This window comes from Cupriavidus sp. L7L (assembly GCF_004353535.1).
Classification (GTDB): Bacteria; Pseudomonadota; Gammaproteobacteria; order Burkholderiales; family Burkholderiaceae; genus Cupriavidus; species Cupriavidus oxalaticus_A.
Genome location: NZ_SMNY01000044.1, coordinates 24,282 through 46,710, shown reverse-complemented (window position 1 = coordinate 46,710; position 22,429 = coordinate 24,282). Strand labels below are relative to the sequence as shown.

Genomic DNA, 22,429 nt, shown 5'->3' with positions numbered 1-22,429 from the left:
TGGCAGGGCAAGCTTTATGCGCGCCGGCGCAGCGCGAAGCCGAGCAGGCCGGTGCCGGCCAGCGCGAGCGCGAGCCAGCGTGGCACCGCGCCGCCACCGCCACCGCCGGACGGTGCCGGCGCGGCGGCCGCCGGCGGGGCCGACACCGCCGCGGCCAGCGCGTTGTCGGCATCCAGCAGCCCGGCGCCGCACACGCCTGGATTGGTGGTGCAGAAGGTGCCGGATGGATGCGGCCGCGCCGAGGCCTTCAACGCCGCGGTCACTTGCGCCGGCGTCAGCGACCCGTTCAGCGCGAACATCATCGCCACCACGCCAGACACCATCGGTGCCGCGAAGCTGGTGCCCTGCGACGACGATATCGTGTAGGCCCCGATCGAGGTGGTGCCGTTGTTGCCCAGCGTGCGGATTACCGAAAGCGTGGTGGTGCATGCCCCGTTCTGCACGCGCGAATTGCCGCAGCCGCCGCCCGGCGCGCTGATCGCCACCTGCGGGCCGATGTTGGCATAGGTGGCGTTCTCGCCGTCGTTGGCGTGGGCCGTGACGGCGATCACACCGCTGCAATCGGCCGGCGCTTCGACCGCGCTGCGGTTGTTGCCCGCCGCCGCCACCACCACCACGCCGCGCGCGTTCAGGTCGTTGACCGCCTGCTGCTCGATGCTGCTGCAGGTGCCGCCGCCAAGGCTGATATTGACCACCCGCGCCGGGGTTGGATTGGCCGGCACATTCGGCACCGGCAGGCCGCCCGCCCAGCGCATGCCGTCGACCGTATCGGACAGCAGCGCGCCGCAGCGTCCCGACACCCGCACCGGCAGGATGGGGGCGCTCCAGTCGACGCCGGCAATGCCTTCGCCGTTGTTGGTGACCGCGCCCATCACGCTGGCCACGCGCGTGCCGTGCCAGCTGTTGGACGTGGCCTCGGTGGTCGGTGTTGAACTGCCGGGGCAGGTGAAGCCGGCCGGGACATTGTCGCCGGGATCGGTAGCGTCGCTGTCGCGCGCGTCGTCGCCGTCGTTGGAGACGATGGCGCTGCTGATGAAGTCAAAGCCCGGCAGAAGCCGGGAGGCCAGGTCGGGGTGTCGCAGCACGCCGGTATCGACCACCGCGATCACGATGCCGCCGCTGCCACGCGTGCGGTCCCAGGCGCGCGGCAGGTTGACGCCGCCGACGGCGGTGCCGGTGCCCATCAGGTAAGGCTGGTTGGCGGAGAATTGCGGGTCGTTGGGCAGGGTATCGTGCAGGTGCAGCCAGCGGTCCGGCACGGCATCGGCCACGCGCGGGTCCTGGCGCAGGCGGGCGGCGGCGGCTTCCGGGTCGGAGGCGAGTTCGTCCGGCACCTGCAGCAGGTCCATGTTGCCGCCCATGGGGCGGCGCAGCGTGGCGGCGATGCCGGTGCGCTCGCGCAGTTGCTGCAGCGGACTCGTCGCTGATGCGGCCGGCTCCTTGCTGCTCACGGTGGAGGTGGTGCCATCGCGCCAGCGCACGATGATCTGGCCGGTGTAGGCCGGGGCCGCGGCTGAAGTCGAGGAGGGCGCGGCGCCTGCGGCGACCGGTGCTGCGCCACAAAGCGCAGCGATGGTGATCAGGGCTGCCCGCCAGTGGGGCAACGCGAAGCAGTGACGGAAGACGGACTGCGCGGGATGCAGCATGTATTCCTCCAGAGGCACCCCGCACGTTATCGGGCGCGCAGGGGGATCGAATGTAGGGAATACGATCCGCGCCGGTTGCGCAAGGGATACCGAAGGTTTAGAACCCGCCGCTTCCGGACGGACTCCGCGGGCAACTCAGCTCTTGGGCATATCCCGGCTGGTCGGCATGGTGCGGTTTGGCTGGATCATCCGGTCCGGCTCGGCGGTCTCGACACGCGGGATGGCGCGCAGCGTATCAACCGCCTGGTCGATGGTGGCATCCGCCGATTTGGAGATCGCCGTCACCAGCCAGACCCCGCCCGACATGGGGCGCTTGACCACATAGCGGATCGGGCCCTTGATCTCGGCCAGCAACTTCCCGGCATCCTCGGACATTTCGACCGCGGGCGGCTTGAACTTGACCATGATGTCGCCCACCGCGCGGTCGTCGGTGATGCTTCCCGGCGGCGGGGCGTAAGGCCCCGACTGGGCCTTGCAGCCAGACAATGCCAGCAGTGCGGCCGTGGCCGCTGTGGCCAGGGCCAGGACGGCGCGCAAGGGGCGGTGGCGGCGGCCTGCCGGCGGCGCGTGGCGGGTCATGGTGAGGCTCCTGTGAAAGTTGGTTCGGGTGCGCCGATGCAAGCGCGATGTGGGGGCGACGTGGGCGATGTGGGCGACGATGCCGGGGCATCAGCCGGCGGCGCGGCGGCCGCGCCGGCTTTCCTTGGCCGTGCCGCGCACCGGGGCGCCGGCCTGGGCTTCGGCGCCTTGCGCCAGCATCTCTTCGGCATGCTGCAACGTGGTCGCGGTGACGGTTGCGCCGCCCAGCATGCGCGCGGTCTCGACCACGCGCCCGGCCGGGTCGAGCACGCGGATGCGTGAGCGCGTAACCGAGCGCGTAACCGAGCGCGTGACCGAGCCATCACCGCCATCGGTGGTTTCCTTGCTGACCAGCAGGTGCGTGCCGGCCTGCGCGGCGACCTGCGGCAGGTGGGTCACGCACAGCACCTGGCGCGCGCGGCCCAGTTCCTGCAGGCGCCGGCCGACGACTTCGGCGACGGCGCCGCCGATGCCGGTGTCGACTTCGTCGAAGATCAGCGTCGGCGTGGGCGAAGCCTCGCTGGTAATCACCGAGATCGCCAGGCTGATGCGCGCCAGTTCGCCGCCGGACGCGACCCGAGCCAGCGGCCGCGCGCTGACGCCGGCATGGCCGGCCACCAGGAACTCGACCTGCTCCAGGCCGTAGCTCTGGCCGTCTTCCAGCGTGTTCAGCGCGGCGACAAAGCTGCCGCCCGCCATCGACAGGCCCTGCATGGCCTCGGTGACCGCGGCCGACAGCGCCTGCGCCGCTTGCGAGCGCGCATGGCTGAGGTGCTGCGCCAGCGTCAGGTAGGCGGCCTTGGCGGCGGCTTCGCGCGCCATCACCTTGTTCAGGTCCTGCGCGGCCTGCAGGTCGTCGAGCTGCTGGCGGCGCGCCAGCAGCTCATCGGGCAACTGCTCGGGAGGCAGGCGGTACTTGCGCGCGGTGGCGTGCAGCGCCTGCATGCGTTCCTCGACGGCCTGCAGCCGTTCGGGATCCAGCTCGAGCCGGTCGACGTAGCGGGTCAGCGAATGCGCGGCTTCCTCGGCCTGCACCTGGGCCGGCTCGAGCGCGGCCAGCACGTCGCGCAGCGCCGGGTCGACGTCGGCCAGCTGCTGCAGCCGGTGCACGATGGTGTTCAGCGCCGATAGCACCGAGCCGTCGGCTTCGGACAGCGCCTCCAGCGCCGCGCGGCTGCCGTCGATCAGGCCGGCGGCATGCGACAGGCGGTTGTACTCGGCCTGGATCTCTTCCCATTCGCCCGGCTGCGGGTTGAGCTTGTCGAGCTCGCCGACCTGCCACTCCAGCCGCTCGCGCTCGAGCTGCATCTCGCGCGACTGGTGCTCGACCGCCTCGCGCTGGCGCACGCAGGCGCGCCACGCGCGCCAGGCCTCGGCCACCGCGCCGGCCTGCTGGGTCAGCCCGGCGTGGGCGTCGAACAGCAGGCGCTGCGCGTCCGGGCGCAGCAGCAGCTGGTGCGCGTGCTGCCCGTGGATGTCGACCAGCTGGTCGCCCACTTCGCGCAGCTGCGCCAGCGTGGCCGCGGCGCCGTTGATAAAGGCCTTGCTGCGGCCGCCGGCATCGACCGTACGCCGCAGCAGCACCGCGCCGGCGCCGTCATCGTCTTCGGCATTGAGCTCGCGCTCGGCCAGCCAGGCGTCGAGCGCCGGGTGGGTCGTGAAGGTGGCGCTGATGCTGGCGCGTGCGGCGCCTTCGCGCACGATGCCGGCGTCGGCCCGCTCGCCCAGCACCAGGGCCAGGGCGTCGATCAGGATCGACTTGCCGGCGCCGGTCTCGCCGGTAAAGACGGTGAAGCCAGGGGTGAAATCGAGGTCGAGCGTGTCGACGATGACGAAATCGCGGATGGACAGGCTGCGCAGCATCGTGGCGGATCGTGGCGAAAGTGGGATCGGTCCGGAAAGTCGGGCTGGCGTAGGATCGGGGTGGCTAGCTCGGGCTCTGGGGGCGGCTCAGAGGCGGTTGTCTTCGGACGGGTATTCGTGCCAGTGCAGCTTCTTGCGCAGCGTGGCGTAGTAGTTGTAGCCCACCGGGTGCAGCAGGTTGATGCTCTTCTCCGAGCGCCGCACCACGATGCGGTCGCCGGGCAGCAGCGAGGTCAGCGACTGCATGTCGAAATTGACGCTGGCGTCGCGCGCGCTGGCCACTTCGATGGTGACCTCGGCATCGTGCGGCAGCACGATCGGGCGGTTCGACAGCGCGTGCGGGGCGATCGGCACCAGCACCACGCCCGACAGCGTCGGGTGCAGGATCGGGCCGCCGGCGGACAGCGCGTAGGCGGTCGAGCCGGTCGCGGTCGACACGATCAGGCCGTCCGAACGCTGGTTGTACATAAAGTTGCCGTCAACGGACACCGCCAGCTCGACCATGCCGGAAATGCCTGAGCGGTTCACCACCACGTCGTTCAGCGCCAGCGCCGAAAAAATGACGCTGTCGTCGCGCACCACGCGGGATTCGAGCAGCAGCCGGTTCTCGGCCTCGTAGCGGCCGTCGAGCATGTCGGGCAGCACCGTGTGCACGTCTTCCAGCGCGATGTCGGTCATGAAGCCGAGCCGCCCGTGGTTGACCCCGATCAGTGGCACGTCGTACCCGGCCAGCTGGCGGGCAATGCCCAGCAGCGTGCCGTCGCCGCCCAGCACCACCGCCACGTCGGCGTGCTGGCCGATTTCCTCGGCCGACAGGGCAGGGTAGGCGGTCAGCCCGGTGGCCAGCGCGGTCTCGCGCTCGAACACCACATCCTGGCCGTTGCGCAGGATATAAGAGGCGATCTCCTCCAGCGGTCCTTCGATGCCGGCAGTCGAGTAGCGGCCCACCAGGGCGACGGTGTTGAACGAAGTGCGCAAGGCGCTGGCTCTCGGGGGGGCGGACATGCCGGGATTAGACCATACCGCCGCTGCCGTTGCCAGCAGGCGCCGGCGCCGCAACCCAGGCGGGGCGCCAGAAGGTCTAAAACTTGCGTAAAATCGGGGCATCATGGATGAACGTTCCAAAACGCTGCTCAAGACCCTGATCGAGCGCTACATCGCCGAAGGCCAGCCGGTCGGGTCCCGCACCCTGTCGAAATTCTCGGGGCTGGACCTGTCACCCGCGACCATTCGCAATGTGATGTCCGACCTGGAGGAAATGGGCTTTATCGCCAGCCCGCACACGTCGGCCGGCCGCATCCCGACGCCGCGCGGGTACCGGCTGTTCGTCGATTCCATGCTGACGGCCAAGCCGCTGGAGCGCAACACCGAACTGGCCGAGCTGACCGGCCAGATCCAGGGCCAGCTCGGCGCCCAGCAGCTGGGTCCGCAGCGCATGATCACGGCGGCAGCGCGCACGCTGTCCAACCTGTCGCACTTCGCCGGCGTGGTGATGACGCCCCGGCGCGCGCAGGCGTTCCGGCAGATCGAATTCATGCGCCTGTCCGACAAGCGCATCCTGCTGATCATCGTCAGCCCCGAGGGCGACGTGCAGAACCGGATCATCCAGACCGAGCTGTCGTATACCCCGGCCCAACTGATCGAGGCCGCCAACTACTTCAACTCGCACTACACCGGCATGAGCTTCGACGCCGTGCGCAGCCACCTGCGCGTCGAGCTGCAGGACCTGCGCCGCGACATGTCGCAGCTGATGCAGGCGGCGGTCGAGGCCGGCAGCGTGGCCGACGACGAGGAAGACGACCACGTCTATATCAGCGGCGAACGCAAGCTGCTCGAAGTGGAAGACCTGTCTTCCAGCATGGACAAGCTGCGCCGGCTGTTCGACGTGTTCGAGCACAAGACCAGCCTGCTGCAGCTGCTCGATGTCTCCAGCCACGCCCAGGGTGTGCAGATCTTCATCGGCGGCGAGAGCCAGCTGGTGCCGCTGGAAGACATGGCGGTCATCACCGCGCCGTACGAGGTCGACGGGCAGATCGTCGGCACCCTCGGCGTGATCGGCCCGACACGCATGGCATACGAGCGCGTGATCCCGATCGTAGACATCACCGCGCGGCTGCTGTCCAGCGCGCTGAGCCAGAACCAGTGACGCGGCTGGCCGGTCTGACAAGCTGCCCCATTCCTACCGAGCGCCACCTGCGCTGGCGCGCCGCCATGGCGCGTTGCCGGCCGCGCGCCAACCCGGAAGCGACATGACGTTTTCACCCGAACCGGTTTACCAGCACGGGCAGGCGCCGCGCACGGCGATCCTGCTGGTCAACCTGGGTACCCCCGATGCGCCCACGCCCAGGGCGGTGGGGCGCTACCTGAAGGAATTCCTGTCCGACCCGCGCGTGGTCGAGATCCCGCGTGCCGCCTGGCTGCCGCTGCTGCATGGCGTGATCCTGCCGCTGCGTTCGCGTGCGTCGGCGTTGAAGTACGAGTCGATCTGGCTGCGCGAGGCGCATATGACCGGCTCGCCGCTGCTGGTCTATAGCGAGCGCCAGGCCCATGCGCTGCAGCGGCTGCTGAACCAGAACGGCCACGAGGTGACGGTGGCGTGCGCCATGCGCTACGGCAACCCGTCGATCGCCTCGGTGATGGAAGCGCTGCGCCGCCAGGGCTGCGAGCAGGTGCTGGTGCTGCCGATGTATCCGCAGTACTCCGGCACCACTACCGCCACCGCCTTCGACGAAGTGTTCCGCGTGCTGGGACAATGGCGCAACCAGCCCGAGCTGCGGCTGGTCAAACATTTCCATGACCACCCCGCTTATATCTCGGCGCTGCACCAGCAGGTCGGGGCCTACTGGTCACGGCACGGCATGCCCGATTTTGCGCACGGCGACAAGCTGATCCTGTCGTTCCACGGCGTGCCGCGGCGCACGCTCGAGCTGGGCGACCCGTATCACTGCGAGTGCCTGAAGACCGGCCGGCTGTTGGGCGACGCGCTGGGCTTGCAGCCGGGGCAATATCAGGTGACGTTCCAGTCTCGTTTTGGCAAGGCGGAGTGGCTGCAGCCGTACACGGCCCCGACGCTGGCGGAGCTGGGCAAGGTTGGCGCCGGCCGGGTCGATGTGTTCTGCCCGGGTTTCCCGGCGGACTGCATCGAGACGCTCGAGGAAATCGCGATGGAAGGGCAGACCGAGTTCAAGGTCGCGGGCGGCAAGGATTTCCACTTTATTCCTTGCATGAACGACGCGGCGCCGTGGGTGGCGGCGATGGCGGAGATTGCCCTGCAGCACCTGCAGGGATGGCCGCTCAACACGCCGCACCCGCATGAGCTGGAAGCGCGTCGCTCGCGTGCGCAGACCCGGGGAGCCGCAGCATGAACGTGGATTTTGAAGCGGATGCGCGCCAGCGCATCGACAAATGGCTATGGTGCGCGCGCTTCTTCAAGACGCGCTCGCTTGCGGCCGAGGCGGTGGAGCGGGGCAAGGTGACCGTCAACGGCCAACTGGTCAAGAACTCGCGCGAAGTGCGGCCCGGCGACAAGGTCGCGCTCGAAGCGCACCAGCAGCGCTGGGAACTGCAGGTGAAGGGCATTGCCCCGGCGCGCGGACCGGCACCGGTGGCGCAGACGCTGTATGAAGAGAGTGCCGACAGCCAGGCACGCCGGCAGGCCGAGGCCGAGCGGCGCCGCCTGCAGCCGGAGCCCGCCGCGCAGTTGCAGGGGCGCCCGACCAAGCGCGACCGCCGCCGCATCGATGACTTCCGGCACTGAGGCTGGCAGGAACGACACGCGGCGGCGCCGGCACAATGCCGGGGCCGCCGCGGTGCGAGCGTGTGTGCCGGAAAGTTGCGCTGGCGCTTATTCCTGCGAGACTTCCTGGCTGATGATAGGAACGATGTAGTGCTTGAACACCGCCTTGCCACTGCCATACTCGGTATCGCGCGGGGAGAAGGCGTCTGACAGGCAGATAAAGGCGGTCATGACCGCCAGGGCGGCCACGAGGCAGAGCGTCACGACTGGCAGCTTATGCATGGCCAACCTTTCGGAAGAGGCACAAAAATGAACCATCTCCAGGCCCCCGGCATTTTTGTCATTTTTCGTAAGAGAATGTTAGTGAGTGCAGTGCAGCAAGGCAATAAGGCGTCAATTGCATAACTCACGCCTTTGTAACCGCTTGTTTCCGCGTCTCGCCGGCGCCACTCTTGAAATCCGGCGCGACGCCACCAATTGCCCGCTAAACACGCCGATTGACCCACCGCGGCCGTACCCACGGACGGCCGCGCCAATGCATTGATACGGATCGACATGGAAGAACAGAAGCAGACGCCATCCAACCCGACGCCCAACGACGAAGCCAGCGCCCCTGCCGCGCAGGAGACCGCCGCGCCGGAGGCTGCCGCCGTGGAGGATGTGGCGGCCCAGCTGGCCGCCCTGGAAGCCAAGGCGCGTGAACACTACGACCTGTACATGCGCGCGGTCGCCGAGGGCGAAAACATCCGCCGCCGGGCGCAGGAAGACGTTGCCAAGGCCCACAAATTCGCCATCGAGAACTTCGCCGACAACCTGCTGCCGGTGATGGACAGCCTGCAGGCCGCGCTGGCTGACGGTTCCGGCGATATTGCCAAGCTGCGCGAAGGCGTCGAACTGACTGCGCGCCAGCTGGCAGCCGCGTTCGAGCGCGGCAAGATCGTGGAACTGAACCCGGTCGGGGAGAAGTTCGACCCGCACCGCCACCAGGCCATTTCGATGGTGCCGGCCGACCAGGAACCCAACACCGTCGTCACCGTGCTGCAGCGCGGCTATACCATTGCCGACCGCGTGTTGCGCCCGGCGCTGGTGACGGTGGCGGCACCGAAGTAAGCCGGACTGCTTAGCGGCTGAGGCTGCGCCCGGTGCCGTCCAGGCCCGGGCGTTTTGCTTTCTTGCCTTTGCGGGAGCGAATCATGTCAAGCGAATCGCCGGCCGGCGCACCATCCGCGGACCAGGCCGCGGCCCCCCACCTCGACCATCGCGCCTTCGAGGCCTTCGGCATGCGCCAGGTCGACGACGCCAGCATCGACGCCGCGATCGCGCAGGCCGGCGATGCGCTGGTGTGCGTGTTCTTCTGGGGCGTGGATTGCTTCAATTGCGAGATGGCAAAGAAAGCCATGCTCGCCAATCCCGAGCCGATCCGGGCACTCGGCCTGCACTGGCTCCATGCCAATGTCTATGAGCACCCCGCACTGGGCAAGCGCTTCGGCCTGCACGGCATCCCGGTGTTCATGTTCTTCCAGAACGGCAAGAAGCTCGGCCGTGCCACCGGCTGGCATGGCCACGGCCAGTTTGCCGCCGCGGTCGCCAATGCCCGGCTGAAGGCGGGCGGCAAGCCGCTGGCGGGGTGAACCGGCCAGCCAGGCGGCATCAGGCCTTCAGCGCGACAGCGCGTAGCCGATGCGGAACTGCCAGGGCAGCTTGTGGTTGTAGTCGAGCAGGCTTTCGCCATAGCCGACGAAGTAACCCGCCATCAGGTAACCCGCGGTACCCGGCAGCAGCCGCGCCAGCGGATAGGTGACCTGCGCATCGACGCTGCCGTACCACTTGCGCGTGCCCTTGCGCAGCGTGGCGGAAAACTCCCATGAATCCGGGCGCCCATACGCGATGCCCAGGTCCATATAGCCGCGGTAGTGGGCGATGTCAGGGTTGTCGCCCTTTTCCACGTAGGCATAGAGCTTGGGCGCGACGCGCCAGTGCCAGTCGTTCTGGTCGCCGATGTAGAACGTCGGCTTGACGAACACGGTGTTGATGCTGCGCGACTCGTCGCCGCTGCGGCCGTTGGACTCGTGCTCCACGCCGGCCGCCAGCGACAGCCGGCTGATGGCCCGGTTGCGCACGCCGGTATCCGACAGGTAGTAAAACAGGCTCGGCCGGTAGTTGGTGTCGCGGAACGGCTTGGACTGCTCAGACAGGTCCCATAGCGAGAACTGGGTGAAGCCGAGGTAGAGGTTGTCGAACAGGCTCTTCGATGCCGGATCCTCGCCCTCGAAGATCCGGTACTTGAAGCTGAACTGGAACTTCGCGTTGGCGCCATCGTGCGCGCCGACGATGAAGTACATCGGGTCGTAGAACGACAGGCGCGCGCTGTCGCGCAGGTCCGCCGGCGCCGGGGCGGTGGCGCTTGCGCTGGTCACCGGCGTGATGGGAACCGGGGCCGTCTCCGCGGCTTCGCCAGCGGCCCCGGGCGTAGCCGCTACCGCGGGCGGGGCGGCGGTGGTGGCCTCGCCCGGCTGCGGCAGCCGGTTCAGCGTGACCACCACCGGCGCGGCGTCGATGCCGGTCGCATCCAGCCGCACCTGGCCGCGCAACTGCGGCGGCAGGGTCGCGGTGTAGCGGATGGCGCGGTGCTCACCACGGCGCAGGTTGACCATGGCGGGTCCGGATACTTCGCGCCACAGTACCAGCCGTACCGGCGCCTGCATTTCGCTCGACGCGGTGACTTCCAGGGTATCGGGGATCCGGTAACGGCGCGTCGCGCCGTCGGCGCTGACCACCAGCGTCAGCGTCAGGGGCTGGTTGCCGTCGATCACGCGTGGCGGCTGCAGCAGCGCCACGCCGGCGTGGGTAGCCAGAGGAAAAGCCAGCGCCAGTGACAGGCAAAGGGGGGCGACGGCGCGGCTGGCAGGTGCCAGCCGGCGGGGCAGGGTCAATCGGGACATGGTGCTGGGCACCGCGGGCGCGGCTGGACGGCGCGCTGCGGCAGCGGGAAATTTCGGAACCCGCAAAGCCTACCACGCGGTAGAAAGCGGGTTGTGACGAAATGTACGCAACCGTTAGAGACGGTTAGCAGGCTGCCAGCAGCCTGCTAGCGTGGCGGGCTCAGCGCATCGCGCGCCGGCGCACGCTGTCGACGTATTGTTCGCCGTCCGGCGGCAGGCCGCTGCGCTGCGCCTGCCAAAGCATCTCGCCCAGGCATTCCATCACCTGGTGCTGGGCTTCGTGCGGCGAATCGAGTCGGCGTACAAGCGCCTCATAAGCCTCGCGAATGCCGCGTGGCTGGTCGACGGAAACCTGTTCCGAGATCGACAGGTGCATCGCCAGGTGCAGGAACGGGTTGGTCTGGCCTTGCTCGGGGGTGTAGTCCTGCGTCAGCGCGCCTTCGGTGTCGCGCAGCAGGTCGTGGTACTCGGGATGCTCGCCGATCCAGTCGACGGCAATGACTTCCAGCGGCGTCAGCACGCTGCCCGCGATCTGCTTCTGCCAGGCTTCGCAGAAGAAACGGCGGACTTCTTCTCGTGAGGGATTAAACATGGTGGCGCCATTGTAAACGAGGGGCGCGGCGAGCGCTGGCGCGCCGCCGGCGCCAAGTAGAATGCGGGATCGCCGACTTCCCGCCATCTTCATGACCGCCTCCGCCACCGCCCACGAACAGGCCCGCGCCATGCTCACCGGGGTGCTGCTGATCGCGGTGTCGGCCAGCGCCTTCGGCGCCATGGCGATCTTTGCGCGCTTTGCCTATGCGGCCGGTGCCGACGTCTATGGCCTGCTGCTCGTACGTTTCGTGCTGGCGGCGGGGGCGCTGGCGTGGGTGATGCGCACGCGCGGCATCGGCCTGCCGCCGTGGCGGCGCGTGCTGGCGCTGGCGGCGATGGGCGGCATTGGCTATGTGGGCCAGTCGTTCTGCTTTTTCAGTGCGCTGAACCATGCGCAGGCCAGCCTGGTGGCGCTGCTGCTGTACCTGTACCCGCTGTTTGTGACGATCCTGGCCGCGGTGTTCCTGAAAGAGCGGCTGACCACGGCGGCCGTGATCGCGCTGGTGCTGTGCTCGGTGGGGGCCGGGCTGACGGTCGGCGGCGGCGAGGGTTCGCCGCTGGGCATCGCGCTGGGGCTGGCGGCGGCGGTGATCTATTCCGTCTACATCACCGTCGGCGCGCGCGTGACCGCCGGTGTCAACCCGATCGCCACCACCACGGTGATCTGCAGCGCGGCCGCGCTGGTCTACGGTGCGGTCGGGCTGCTGCGCCTTGGCGCGGGCGTGCCGCCGCAGTTCCCGGCGAGCGCCGGCGGCTGGCTGGCGCTGGCGGCGATTGCGCTGCTGTCGACGGTGCTGGCGATCCTGACCTTCTTCGCCGGGCTGCAGCGGCTTGGCGCGGCGCAGGCTTCGATGCTGTCGACGCTCGAGCCGGTGGTCACGGTGCTGCTGGCGGCGTTGCTGCTGGGCGAGCACATCGGCGGCACGCAGGCGCTCGGCGGCGGGCTGATCCTGGCCGGCGTGCTATGGCTGACACGGCGCAGCAGCGCGCCGGCACCGGCCCGCGGCGACATGCAAGAGAATTGAACGGGTTGGTCAAAGACGCTGGCACGGCACATCCTGGCGCTTGGGTAAAATCGCCGCTTCTTTCACTTCATGCATAGGAAGAGCCGCATGTCCCAGATCGACCAAGCCGCGCTGGCGCAACTGTTCACCGAGGCCCGCACCCACAACGTGTGGCAGGACCGCCACGTGGACGACGCCGTCCTGCACCAGGTCTATGACGCGATGAAGTTCGGCCCGACCGCCGCCAACAGCAGCCCGGCCCGCATCGTCTTCGTCAAGAGCGCGGCCGAGAAGGCGCGCCTGGTGGATTGCGTATCGGCCGGCAACGTCGACAAGACCCGCTCGGCGCCGGTCACGGCGATCATCGCCTTCGACAAGGCCTTCCACGACCAGCTGCCGCGCCTGTTCCCGCACGCCGACGCGCGTGCCTGGTATGCCGGCAACGACGAGAAAATCGCCCGCGACGCCCTGATGAACAGCTCGCTGCAAGGCGGCTACTTCATCCTGGCCGCACGTGCGCTGGGCCTGGATTGCGGCCCGATGGGTGGTTTCGACGCCGACAAGGTCAACGCGGCCTTCTTCCCCGATGGCAAGTGGTCGGTCAACTTCCTGGTCAACCTGGGCTACGGCGTTGCCGACAAGCTGCATCCGCGCCTGCCGCGCCTGTCGTTCGACGAAGCCTGTCGCATCGTCTGAAGACGCCGCGCGCCGGCGGTGGCAAAAAAAAAGCGACCCCGACCCATCGGGTCGCTTTTTTGTTTTGGCTCGCGGCTAAGTCAGGCCGTCCATTCCTGCACCGGATGGCAGGCGAGATAACGCCCGGGTTCGGCAATGCCGAGCCGTGCGCGGGCGGCGTCGAGCGGCTCGTGCAACAGCCTTTCGTAGTCCTCGCCGAGCAGCCACCCGGCGCGGCGCCCCAGCCGGTAGCCCTCCAGCACGGCGCGCGCAAAGGCCAGGCGGCCGGTCACGCGCAGGCTTTTCAGCGACGCCGCGATGGCAATGAACGCCCATCCCTTGCCGCCGGTCTGCGCGTAGCTGAACGCCACCAGCGCGGCTTCGCCGAGGCTTTCGTCGGCGCGGTAGCCGGTGAGCACATGCCAGATGTCGTGGATGTCGCGGGTACGCCGGCCGAACCACATGTACGCGTCCTCGATCACCGGCTCCTGGTCGAGGTTGGAGACCTTGGCCAGCCCGTCCGCGCTGTAACCGGTCTGTTCCAGGAAAGCGCGATACGCCGCGCCGACCGTGCCCGGGGCGAAGCTCGCGACATAGGCAGGATCGGACAGGCGCTCGGCCAGTTCGATGCGCTGGTAGACCATGCGCCTGCCGTCGGGCGTGGACAGCAGGCGGCCGAAGTTGCGCGGCATCGACGGGCCGTTCAGCGCGCGCATGATGCGGAACACCTGCTCGGTGTCGTTGCCATTGGCCAGCAGCTTGCGCACGGCCCGGAACGCGGTGAAGACATCCTGCTTGTAGGGATTGGACGCGGTCGGGGTGGTCATGGCAGGAACTCCGTGGTTCAGGCGAACTGGGCCGGGCCCGGCGCCGGCGCATGCCGCGGCGCGGCGGCATCGCGCACAAAGTCGACGCAGGTGTCGATGGCGGTCACCGGCAGCATATGGCCTCCGTCCACCAGCGCCAGCGTGGCGCCTGGTACCTTGGCAACCAGCGCTTCGCCATGCTCGGCAAAGTCGAGGATGCGGTCATCGCGGCCGTACAGCACGCTCACCGGCACGCGCAGCGATCCATAGTGCGGCAACATTGCCGGCAGGCTTCGCGCGGCACCGATCAGGTCCTCGGAAGCGGCAAGGAAATGCGAGGGCCGCAGCGCCAGCAGGCCGCCGCCGCGCGTCGGGAAGTCGAGCGGGAACGGGTCGGGACCGAACACGATATCCATGACTTCTTCACGGCGCCGTTCCGACATCGGCACCACCAGCGTCCACGCCAGCAGCCGGCGCAGCGCGCCCGGCACGGTCATCGCCTGGAAGACCGGCGAAATCGCCCTGGGCGGATGGGTGAGCGGCGCGATCAGCGCCAGGCCGCCGACGCGCTCGGGGTGATGGATGGCCAGTGCCAGCGCGATCGCGCCGCCAAGCGAGTGGCCGACCACCAGCGGCTTGTCCAGTCCAAGCTGGTCGCACAGTGCCGCGAGCGCCTCGGCCTGTGCCGGCAGATCCGCTGCAGTGCCTGCCACGCGCGTCGAGTGGCCCGCGCCGGGGCGGTCGACGGCGATCACGCGGAAATGGCGCGCGAGCGGTTCGATCATGCCGTAGCCGAAATTCTCCAGTTGTCCGGACAGGCCGTGCACCAGCAGCACGGCGGGACCCTGGCCGCGCTCGACCACGTGCAGCCGCGCGCCGGGTACATCGACAAAGCGTCCGCGCGGCGGCATTGCCGCCTCGATGCGCCGGACGGTGCGCAACGTGTGCAGCCATAGCGCGGCGCCCAGCACCACGAGCAGCCCGATCAGCAGGCCAGCGACGGTCAGGGCGATGGTCACGATTGCACCTCGTTGCCGGCAACGGCCGGCACGGTATTGGTTTCGGCAGGCCCCTGGCTGTCGCGGTGTGGCCGGCCAGCCGGGGAGGAGAAAGACGGGACATCGAACTGCAGCACGCCGTCGGCGATGCGCCCGTGCCGGATCGTCAGCATGTCTTTCAAGTAATTCTGATAGACGCGCCAGGGCTTGCGGTCGCCTTGACGGGGCAGCACGGTGGCGGCACGTTGCACATAGCCCGACGTGAAATCCAGGAACGGCGTGGGCTGCATGCCGGCCGGCGCGCGCGGCATCGCCATGCGGTGGCCATGGCGGTCCATATGGCGCAACAGGCGGCAGACGTACTCGGCGGTGAGGTCGGCCTTGAGCGTCCACGAGGCATTGGTGTAGCCGAAGGCGAGCACCAGGTTGGGCACGCCGCTCAGCATCATCCCCTTGTACGCGAACGAGTCGGCGGGGCGGCGCGGCTCGCCGTCGACGCTGACCGCGATGTCGCCCAGCATGTTCAGCTTCAGCCCAGTGGCCACGACTACGATATCTGCGGCGAGCGTCTTGCCGCCGTCCAGCACGATGCCGTCTTCAGTGAACCGTTCGATGGTATCGGTCTCCACTGTGGCACGGCCGTCGCGGATGGCGCCGAACAGGTCGCCATCGGGCACCAGGCACAGGCGCTGGTCCCATGGGTTGTAGCGCGGCGTGAGATGCGTCGCGACGTCGAAACCCGGTGCCAGCTGCGCCGCCGCCATGCCGATCAGCTTTTCCCTGGCGCGCGCGGGCCGCCGCCGCGCCAGCTGGAAGAACATCATGCCAAGCAGCACGTTCTTCCAGCGCGTGGCGCCGTAGGCCAGCCGCTCGGGCAGCAGCCTGCGCAGCTTGTGGGCGATCGCGTCTTCGGCGGGGCGCGTCACGATGTAGGTGGGCGAGCGTTGCAGCATGGTCACGTGCGCGGCGCGCTTTGCCATCTCCGGCACCAGCGTGACCGCCGTGGCGCCGCTGCCGATCACCACCACGCGCTTGCCGCCGTAGTCGAGCGATTCGTCCCAGAACTGTGGATGCAGGATGCGGCCGCGGAAGCGCTCCTCGCCGTCAAAGGCCGGGCGGTGCCCCTCGGCATAGCTGTAATAGCCGGCGCAGACATAGAGCAGGCGGGTGCGCAGGCGCAGGCGGCTGTGATTTGCCGTACGCTCGGCCTCGACCGTCCAGCAGCCGGCGGCGCTGTCCCATGCGGCGCTGACGACCTTGTGGCCGAAGCGGATATGCGGCGTGATGCCGGCTTCCTCGGCGGTCTCGCGGATATAGGCCCGGATCGACGGCCCGTCGGCGATGGCCCTGGCGCCGCGCCAGGGCTTGAAGCGGTAGCCCAGCGTGTACATGTCCGAGTCGGAGCGGATGCCCGGGTAGCGGAACAGGTCCCAGGTGCCGCCGATGGCGTCGCGGGCTTCCAGGATGGCGTAGCGCTTGCCGGGGCAGCGCATCTGCAGGTGGCGCGCGGCGCCGATGCCGGACAGGCCGGCGCCTACGATCAGGACATCCAGGACGGCATCATCAGGATGGGCTGCGGTCATGTCAGGCATCCGGGGGCGAGTGGCGCTTCTGACAACATAGGTTGTCAGAAGCGATAAGACAAGGCATCTGACAATAGGGAATGTCATAATGGCGCACATGACCCCCGAGCTCACCCCCGCACGCCGCTACCGCGGCGCCGAAGCCGAAGAACGGCGCGCTCAGCGCCGGAGCCAGCTGATCGCCGCGGCGGTGCAGGTCTATGGCGAGCGCGGTTACCAGAACGCCACGGTCAAGGCCGTCTGCGAGGCCGCCGGCCTGACCGAGCGCTATTTCTACGAGTCATTCGCCAACAGCGAGGCGCTGCTGCTGGCGTCGTTCCAGGCGGTCACCCACCGCCTGCTGCAGACACTGGCGCGCGCCGGTGAGGCGGCCGGCGGTGACGGCCCCAACCGGGCGCTGGCGATGCTGCGCGCCTATTTCGGGACCTTGCAGCGCGAGCCGCGTTCAGCGCGGGTGTTCCTGGTGGAGATCCGCGGCGTCAGCAAGCTGGTCGATGGCGCGCTGGCGGATTCGCTGGGCGAATTCGGCGGCCTGCTGGCGCAGGCGCTGCTGCCGCCGGGCCGGCGGCTCGATCCGTTGCTGGCCGCAGGCGTTGCGGGTGGGGTCATCCACGTCGCGCTGCGCTGGATCGGACAGGGCTACACGCCCGACGTCGAGGTGGTGGCGCGCACGGCGCTGCAGCTGGCCATGGTGCTGGCGCGCGAGCCGTACTAAGACCCGCCGCCGGGGCGCCTCACAGCTGCGGCGCTTCCGTCTTTTCCCTGAACTCGCACAAAGGCTCGATCACGCAGTGCCAGCATTCCGGCCTGCGCGCCTTGCACACGTAGCGGCCGTGCAGGATCAGCCAGTGGTGCGCATCGTGCAGGAATTCATGCGGCACGCACTTGAGCAGCTTCTGCTCGACCACCTCCACGTTCTTGCCCGGCGCCAACCCGGTGCGGTTGGCGACCCGGAAGATATGCGTGTCGACCGCAATGGTGGGCTCGCCAAAGGCAGTATTGAGGACCACGTTGGCGGTCTTGCGGCCCACGCCCGGCAGCGCTTCCAGCGCTTCGCGGTCGGGCGGCACCTTGCCGCCGTGCCGCTCGACCAGGATGCGGCAGGTCTCGATCACATGCCTGGCCTTGGTCTTGTACAGGCCGATGGTCTTGATGTATTCGCTCAGCCCGGCTTCGCCGAGGTCGAGCATCTGCTGAGGCGTGTGAGCGACCGGGAACAGCCGGCGCGTGGCCTTGTTGACGCCGACGTCGGTGGCCTGCGCCGACAGCAGCACGGCAATCAGCAGCTCGAACGGCGAACTGTATTCCAGTTCAGTGGCCGGGGCCGGGTTGACTTCGCGCAGCGTCTCGAAAATGGCACGGCACTTGGCGGCGTTCATTGTTGTCGTTCCGGGTCGGGTTTGGCGTTGGGGCCGACGGCCGGCTCGGTCAGGCCGGCACGCGCGCGGCGCGCTTCGGCGGCATCGATCTGCGCCTGGACGGCGGGGGAGACGTTTTCGGTATTGCGCGGACGCGCGGCCTGCTGCTTCTGGCGGGCGCGCTCGATCGCAGCCTGGATGATGGCGCGCTTGCGTTCCTGCGCGGCGCGCTCGGCGTCGTCCTGCGGAGCTTCGGCCTGCACCGCGGCCAGCTTGGCCGCGGCCTTGGCGGCCAGGCGCGCGTCGTTTTCCTCGCGCTCTCGCACCAGCCTGGCCTGGCGCGCCAGGTAGCGCGCGTGGGCAGCGTCGGCCTGGGCCTGAGACCAGGCCTCCCAGCCGGTGCGGTCGCCGGTGACCGGGACCATGGCGATGCAGTCGACCGGGCAGGGCGCCACGCACAGGTCGCAGCCGGTACACAGTTCGGGGATCACCGTATGCATCTGCTTGGCGGCGCCGGCGATGGCATCGACCGGGCATGCCTGGATGCAAAGGGTGCATCCGATGCACAGGCTCTCGTCGATCAGCGCGACCGCGCGCGGTTGCTCGGTGCCGCGCTCCTGATCGAGCGGCATGGGTTCGACGCCAAGCGTCCCGGCCAGCCGGCGCACGCCTTCCGCGCCGCCCGGCGGGCAGCGGTTGCAGGCCGCTTCGCCGGCGGCCATGGCCTCGGCGTACGGGCGGCAGCCGTTGAATCCGCATTTGGTGCACTGAGTCTGGGGCAACAGTGCCTCGATGCGGTCGGCGAGGGATTTGACGGCGGGATTCACGACAACAGGCTGGAATTCAGGAGACAAACCGGATCAGGACAGGACTGAACGTTTATGGGGCGGCGCTATGCGTGTTTGGCGACACAACTGCCGCCCGGGAAACACCCGGCGGGACTGCGCCGGCGCACAATAATCCGGCGTAACCGTCGCCGGCGGGTCTCTTCGAGCCCTCGCGCCGCAAGGATTATCCCCGATTTCGCCGGTGGACAGAAACGGCGATGATGCGCGTCGCGCAGCCGGACTGCCGCATTCCGGCGTGTGCCATAATCCGCGCAACGATCGACCTGCCATCCATGTCAACAGAGACCAAGACCAAACGCGATCCCGAAGGGACGCGCCGACGCATCCTCGCTGCGGCCACCGAGGAATTTGCCAAGGGTGGTCTGGCCGGCGCCCGCGTCGACCAGATTGCCCGGCGCGCGGAAACCAACGAACGCATGCTGTATTACTACTACGGCAGCAAGGAAGGGCTGTTCCTGGCCGTGCTGGAAAAACAGTACGCCGAATTCCGCGCCGCTGAAGAAAGGCTGCACCTGGTCGACGAAGACCCGATCGCCGGCGTGCGCGCGCTGGCCCGCTTTGTCTGGGACTGGTATTACGAGCACCCCGAGTTCATCCGCCTGATCAACAGCGAGAACCTGCACGAAGCCCGTCACCTGAAGAAATCCGCGCAGCTGCAGCAGCTGATCAACCCGGTCGTGGATGTGCTGGCCGACGTGATCCGCAGGGGCCAGCAGCAGGGCGTCTTCCGTGACAACATCGACGTGCCGCAGTTCTACCTGACGATCTCGGCGCTGGGTTACTACGTGCTGTCCAACCGCTACACCATCAGCGCCGTGACCGGGCGCGACGTGGCTTCGCAACATGAGCACGAGCGTTTTGCCGAGCTGCATTCCGAGATGCTGCTCTGCTACCTGAAGCGCTCCTGCTGTCCCGAGAGCGCGACCTGAAAGGAAACGCCCGCGATTGCGGGCGTTGTCCTGTCCGCGGCAGCGTTACTTCGCCGCGGTCTGGTGATACTTGCGGATGAAATCGCGCAGGTCCGGATAGATGTTCTCGCGCCAGCGCCGGCCCGAGAAAATCCCGTAGTGGCCGCAACGCGGCGCGGTGATGTGCTGCTTGCGGTCTTTCGGGATGCCGCTGCACAGGTCGTGCGCGGCGGCAGTCTGGCCCGCGCCCGAGATATCGTCCAGTTCGCCTTCCACCGTCATCAGCGCGGTGCCCTCGATATCCTGCGGCCGCACCGGCTTGCCATCGATGGCCCACGTGCCGTTGGCCAGGCGGAATTCCTGGAACACTTCGCGGATGGTGTCGAGGTAATAGTCGGCGGCCATGTCCAGCACCGCGTTGTACTCGTCGTAGAAGCGCACATGCGCCTCGGCGTCGTCGGCGTCGCCCTCGACCAGGCTCAGGTAATAGTCATAGTGCGAGGACAGGTGCCGGTCCGGGTTCATCGCCACGAAGCCGGCATGCTGCAGGAAGCCCGGGTACACGCGGCGGCCGTGGCCGGGGTAGTTGGCCGGCACGGTGTAGATCACGTTGTTCTCGAACCACTCGAAGGACTTGTTGGTGGCCAGCGAATTGACGGCGGTCGGGCTCTTGCGGGCATCGATCGGGCCACCCATCATGGTCATGGTGCGCGGCGTGGTCTCGCCGGCCGAGGCCAGCAGCGAGATCGCGGCCAGCACCGGCACGGTCGGCTGGCACACCGACACCACATGCAGGTTTTCGGCGCCGATATGGCGGATGAATTCCTGGATGTAGTAGATGTAGTCCGACAGGTGGAAGGCACCGTCTTCGGCCGGCACCATGCGCGCGTCGATCCAGTCGGTCACGTAGACCTTGTGGTCCTGCAGCAGCGTGCGCACGGTGTCGCGCAGAAGCGTGGCGTGGTGGCCCGACAGCGGCGCGCACACCAGCACCACCGGCTCATCCTTCAGCAGCTTGATGGTTTCCGGGTCGTCGGCATAGCGCTTGAAGCGCAGCAGCTTGCAGAACGGCTTTTCCAGCACGGACTGCTCGACGATGGGGATGTCGCGGCCGTTGGAGCGCACCGACTTGATGTCGAATGCCGGCTTTTCGTATTCCTTGCCGAGCCGGTACAGCAGCTCATAGCCCGCCGCAAGCCGGGGGGCGCCGGGAACCAGCGACATCGGGCTGAGGGGATTGGTGAAAGTCTTGGCGGTCGCCTGGGCCCATGCGGTGAGCGGGTGCAGGATCGAGCGCTGGAACTCATGCAGTTGGTAGAGCATGCCGTTTCTGCCTGTCTTACTTTTGGTCACGTACCACCAAGTACTAATGTACTGACAATACACTTGGGATCGTCGCGGATTATGCCCGTTATCGAACGACCGTGCTAACGATCTTGCTTTGCAGCATATACCTTAAGGTACTTCCCTATCTGCGGAACACAATAAGGCATTCGCCTGATATTTGGATGACACTGTCCTACAAGACTGAAAACAAATGCAAAAAGCGGCCGAGGCCGCTTTTTTAATGACGCTTTGTGATGCTTGCGCCAGTTGCAACGCACTGTCACGTGTTGCCGCCCGTTGCCGCGCAGCAACGCTGGCAGCCCTACATCACCGCTGCGATCGCATCGACCACCGCATCGATGTTGCGGCTGTTCAGCGCCGCCACGCAGATGCGGCCGGTGCCGACAGCGTAGATGCCGTGTTCGTTGCGCAGGCGGTCCACCTGGGCCGAGGTCAGGCCCGAGTACGAGAACATGCCGCGCTGCGCCTTGACGAAGGAGAAGTCGCCCGGCACGCCCTTGGCGGCCAGCTTGTCCACCAGCGCATGGCGCATCAGCTTGATGCGGTCGCGCATCTCGGCCAGCTCTTCTTCCCACATGGCGCGCAGTTCCGGGCTGTTCAGCACGGTGGCGACCACGGTGCCGCCGTGCGTCGGCGGATTGGAATAGTTGGTGCGGATCACGCGCTTGACCTGCGACATCACGCGCTGGGCTTCTTCCTTGCCGGTGGTGACGATCGACAGCGCGCCCACGCGCTCGCCGTACAGCGAGAAGCTCTTCGAGAACGAGCTGGACACGAAGAACGGCAGGCCGGAGTCGGCGAACAGGCGCACGGCGGCACCGTCGGCGTCGATGCCGTCGGCGAAGCCCTGGTAGGCCATGTCCAGGAACGGGATCAGGTTGTGTTCCTTGACCAGATCCACCACTTGCTTCCACTGCTCGGCCGACAGGTCGACGCCGGTCGGGTTGTGGCAGCAGGCGTGCAGCACGACGATGGTGTTGGCCGGGTACGACTTCAGCGATTCCACCATGCCGGCGAAGTTCAGGCCGTGGCTGGCAGCGTCGTAGTAAGCGTAGTTGACGACCGGGAAACCGGCGGCTTCAAACAGCGCGCGGTGGTTTTCCCAGCTCGGGTCGCTGATGGCGACCTTGGCGTCCGGGTACAGGCGCTTGAGGAAGTCGGCGCCGATCTTCAGCGCGCCGGTGCCGCCCAGTGCCTGGGCCGTCACCACGCGGCCTTCGGTGATCAGCGGCGATTCCTTGCCGAACAGCAGCGTCTGCACTGCCTGGTCATAGGCGGCGATGCCTTCGATCGGCAGGTAGCCACGCGGGGTGGCGGTGGTCAGACGGGCTTTTTCTGCCTCCTGGACGGCGCGCAGCAGGGGGATTTTCCCTTCGTCGGTGAAGTACACGCCAACGCCCAGGTTGACCTTGGTGGCGCGGGTGTCGGCATTGAAGGCTTCGTTGAGGCCCAGGATCGGGTCACGCGGGGCCATCTCGACGGCAGAAAACAAACTCATTTGGAATCTCGTGGTCGGCAATGAAAGAAAACGGGAAGGCGTAG

Annotated in this window: 23 protein-coding genes; 9 read left to right on the top strand and 14 right to left on the bottom strand. The window is 67.8% G+C overall.

What is annotated here, in order from left to right; all coding sequences use genetic code 11:
- Positions 1–14: 14 nt before the first annotated feature.
- From mprA to E1J61_RS30480, 4 genes are all read right to left on the bottom strand, one after another.
- The gene (mprA, locus tag E1J61_RS30495; protein ID WP_133097615.1) at positions 15–1,646 is read right to left on the bottom strand and encodes an MprA protease, GlyGly-CTERM protein-sorting domain-containing form; all 1,632 of its coding nucleotides are present in this window, start codon (positions 1,644–1,646) and stop codon (positions 15–17) included.
- Positions 1,647–1,781: 135 nt separating this feature from the next.
- On the bottom strand, positions 1,782–2,225 hold the full coding sequence (locus tag E1J61_RS30490) for a hypothetical protein (RefSeq protein WP_133097614.1): 444 nt from the start codon (positions 2,223–2,225) through the stop codon (positions 1,782–1,784).
- A gap of 90 nt (positions 2,226–2,315) precedes the next feature.
- On the bottom strand, positions 2,316–4,088 hold the full coding sequence (gene recN / locus E1J61_RS30485) for a DNA repair protein RecN (protein WP_133097613.1): 1,773 nt from the start codon (positions 4,086–4,088) through the stop codon (positions 2,316–2,318).
- Between the two features lie 87 nt (positions 4,089–4,175).
- Positions 4,176–5,093: an NAD kinase gene (locus E1J61_RS30480; protein WP_133097612.1), complete on the bottom strand. Its 918-nt coding sequence runs from the start codon at positions 5,091–5,093 to the stop codon at positions 4,176–4,178.
- A gap of 103 nt (positions 5,094–5,196) precedes the next feature.
- Here E1J61_RS30480 and hrcA point away from each other — a divergent pair, with 103 nt between their 5' ends.
- The 3 genes from hrcA (at position 5,197) to E1J61_RS30465 (ending at position 7,845) form a co-directional block, all read left to right on the top strand.
- The gene (gene hrcA, locus E1J61_RS30475) at positions 5,197–6,234 is read left to right on the top strand and encodes a heat-inducible transcriptional repressor HrcA (protein ID WP_133097611.1); all 1,038 of its coding nucleotides are present in this window, start codon (positions 5,197–5,199) and stop codon (positions 6,232–6,234) included.
- Positions 6,235–6,337: 103 nt separating this feature from the next.
- Positions 6,338–7,453, top strand: coding sequence for a ferrochelatase (hemH, locus tag E1J61_RS30470; protein ID WP_133097610.1), 1,116 nt, complete (start codon positions 6,338–6,340; stop codon positions 7,451–7,453).
- Positions 7,450–7,845, top strand: coding sequence for an RNA-binding S4 domain-containing protein (locus tag E1J61_RS30465; RefSeq protein WP_133097609.1), 396 nt, complete (start codon positions 7,450–7,452; stop codon positions 7,843–7,845). The genes hemH and E1J61_RS30465 overlap by 4 nt, the downstream gene beginning before the upstream one ends.
- A gap of 87 nt (positions 7,846–7,932) precedes the next feature.
- Here E1J61_RS30465 and E1J61_RS30460 read toward each other — a convergent pair whose 3' ends face one another.
- Positions 7,933–8,106: a hypothetical protein gene (locus E1J61_RS30460; protein WP_165971578.1), complete on the bottom strand. Its 174-nt coding sequence runs from the start codon at positions 8,104–8,106 to the stop codon at positions 7,933–7,935.
- A 273-nt stretch (positions 8,107–8,379) separates the two neighbouring features.
- Here E1J61_RS30460 and grpE point away from each other — a divergent pair, with 273 nt between their 5' ends.
- Together grpE and E1J61_RS30450 are read left to right on the top strand one after the other, a co-directional pair.
- Positions 8,380–8,934, top strand: a complete 555-nt coding sequence (gene grpE, locus E1J61_RS30455; protein WP_133097607.1) for a nucleotide exchange factor GrpE — start codon at positions 8,380–8,382, stop codon at positions 8,932–8,934.
- 83 nt (positions 8,935–9,017) lie between these two features.
- A complete protein-coding gene (locus E1J61_RS30450; RefSeq protein ID WP_133097606.1) occupies positions 9,018–9,455 on the top strand; it encodes a co-chaperone YbbN in 438 nt (145 codons plus the stop codon).
- 27 nt (positions 9,456–9,482) lie between these two features.
- Here the strand turns inward: E1J61_RS30450 and E1J61_RS30445 are convergent, their stop codons facing one another.
- Both E1J61_RS30445 and E1J61_RS30440 read right to left on the bottom strand, forming a co-directional pair.
- On the bottom strand, positions 9,483–10,766 hold the full coding sequence (locus E1J61_RS30445; RefSeq protein WP_133097605.1) for a phospholipase A: 1,284 nt from the start codon (positions 10,764–10,766) through the stop codon (positions 9,483–9,485).
- A gap of 160 nt (positions 10,767–10,926) precedes the next feature.
- Positions 10,927–11,358, bottom strand: a complete 432-nt coding sequence (locus tag E1J61_RS30440) for a DUF1841 family protein (protein ID WP_133097604.1) — start codon at positions 11,356–11,358, stop codon at positions 10,927–10,929.
- A 91-nt stretch (positions 11,359–11,449) separates the two neighbouring features.
- Between E1J61_RS30440 and E1J61_RS30435 the strand changes: the two genes are divergently transcribed.
- Positions 11,450–12,385 (top strand): DMT family transporter, encoded by a 936-nt coding sequence (locus E1J61_RS30435; protein ID WP_133097603.1) that lies wholly within the window; start codon positions 11,450–11,452, stop codon positions 12,383–12,385.
- An 87-nt stretch (positions 12,386–12,472) separates the two neighbouring features.
- Complete coding sequence (locus E1J61_RS30430; RefSeq protein WP_133097602.1) at positions 12,473–13,060, top strand: malonic semialdehyde reductase; 588 nt, start codon at positions 12,473–12,475, stop codon at positions 13,058–13,060.
- A gap of 80 nt (positions 13,061–13,140) precedes the next feature.
- Here E1J61_RS30430 and E1J61_RS30425 read toward each other — a convergent pair whose 3' ends face one another.
- The 3 genes from E1J61_RS30425 to E1J61_RS30415 are packed head-to-tail and all read right to left on the bottom strand — an operon-like array spanning position 13,141 to position 16,426.
- The gene (locus E1J61_RS30425) at positions 13,141–13,866 is read right to left on the bottom strand and encodes a Coq4 family protein (RefSeq protein WP_133097601.1); all 726 of its coding nucleotides are present in this window, start codon (positions 13,864–13,866) and stop codon (positions 13,141–13,143) included.
- 17 nt (positions 13,867–13,883) lie between these two features.
- On the bottom strand, positions 13,884–14,864 hold the full coding sequence (locus E1J61_RS30420) for an alpha/beta fold hydrolase (protein ID WP_133097600.1): 981 nt from the start codon (positions 14,862–14,864) through the stop codon (positions 13,884–13,886).
- Positions 14,861–16,426: an NAD(P)/FAD-dependent oxidoreductase gene (locus E1J61_RS30415; RefSeq protein WP_133097599.1), complete on the bottom strand. Its 1,566-nt coding sequence runs from the start codon at positions 16,424–16,426 to the stop codon at positions 14,861–14,863. Before E1J61_RS30415 ends, E1J61_RS30420 begins: the two co-directional genes overlap by 4 nt.
- Positions 16,427–16,514: 88 nt before the next feature.
- On the opposite strand from E1J61_RS30415, the gene E1J61_RS30410 reads away from it, so the two are divergent.
- Positions 16,515–17,141, top strand: coding sequence for a TetR/AcrR family transcriptional regulator (locus E1J61_RS30410; RefSeq protein WP_133097598.1), 627 nt, complete (start codon positions 16,515–16,517; stop codon positions 17,139–17,141).
- Between the two features lie 19 nt (positions 17,142–17,160).
- Here E1J61_RS30410 and nth read toward each other — a convergent pair whose 3' ends face one another.
- Together nth and rsxB are read right to left on the bottom strand one after the other, a co-directional pair.
- The gene (nth, locus tag E1J61_RS30405; RefSeq protein WP_133097597.1) at positions 17,161–17,805 is read right to left on the bottom strand and encodes an endonuclease III; all 645 of its coding nucleotides are present in this window, start codon (positions 17,803–17,805) and stop codon (positions 17,161–17,163) included.
- Positions 17,802–18,611, bottom strand: coding sequence for an electron transport complex subunit RsxB (gene rsxB, locus E1J61_RS30400; protein ID WP_133097596.1), 810 nt, complete (start codon positions 18,609–18,611; stop codon positions 17,802–17,804). Before rsxB ends, nth begins: the two co-directional genes overlap by 4 nt.
- A gap of 293 nt (positions 18,612–18,904) precedes the next feature.
- Between rsxB and E1J61_RS30395 the strand changes: the two genes are divergently transcribed.
- Positions 18,905–19,561 carry a TetR family transcriptional regulator gene (locus tag E1J61_RS30395; RefSeq protein WP_133097595.1) on the top strand — a complete coding sequence of 219 codons (657 nt, stop codon included), beginning with the start codon at positions 18,905–18,907 and terminating at the stop codon, positions 19,559–19,561.
- A 45-nt stretch (positions 19,562–19,606) separates the two neighbouring features.
- Here E1J61_RS30395 and E1J61_RS30390 read toward each other — a convergent pair whose 3' ends face one another.
- On the bottom strand, positions 19,607–20,863 hold the full coding sequence (locus tag E1J61_RS30390; protein ID WP_133097594.1) for a polyhydroxyalkanoate depolymerase: 1,257 nt from the start codon (positions 20,861–20,863) through the stop codon (positions 19,607–19,609).
- Between the two features lie 325 nt (positions 20,864–21,188).
- Positions 21,189–22,385 carry an amino acid aminotransferase gene (locus E1J61_RS30385; RefSeq protein WP_133097593.1) on the bottom strand — a complete coding sequence of 399 codons (1,197 nt, stop codon included), beginning with the start codon at positions 22,383–22,385 and terminating at the stop codon, positions 21,189–21,191.
- Between the last annotated feature and the right edge of the window lie 44 nt (positions 22,386–22,429).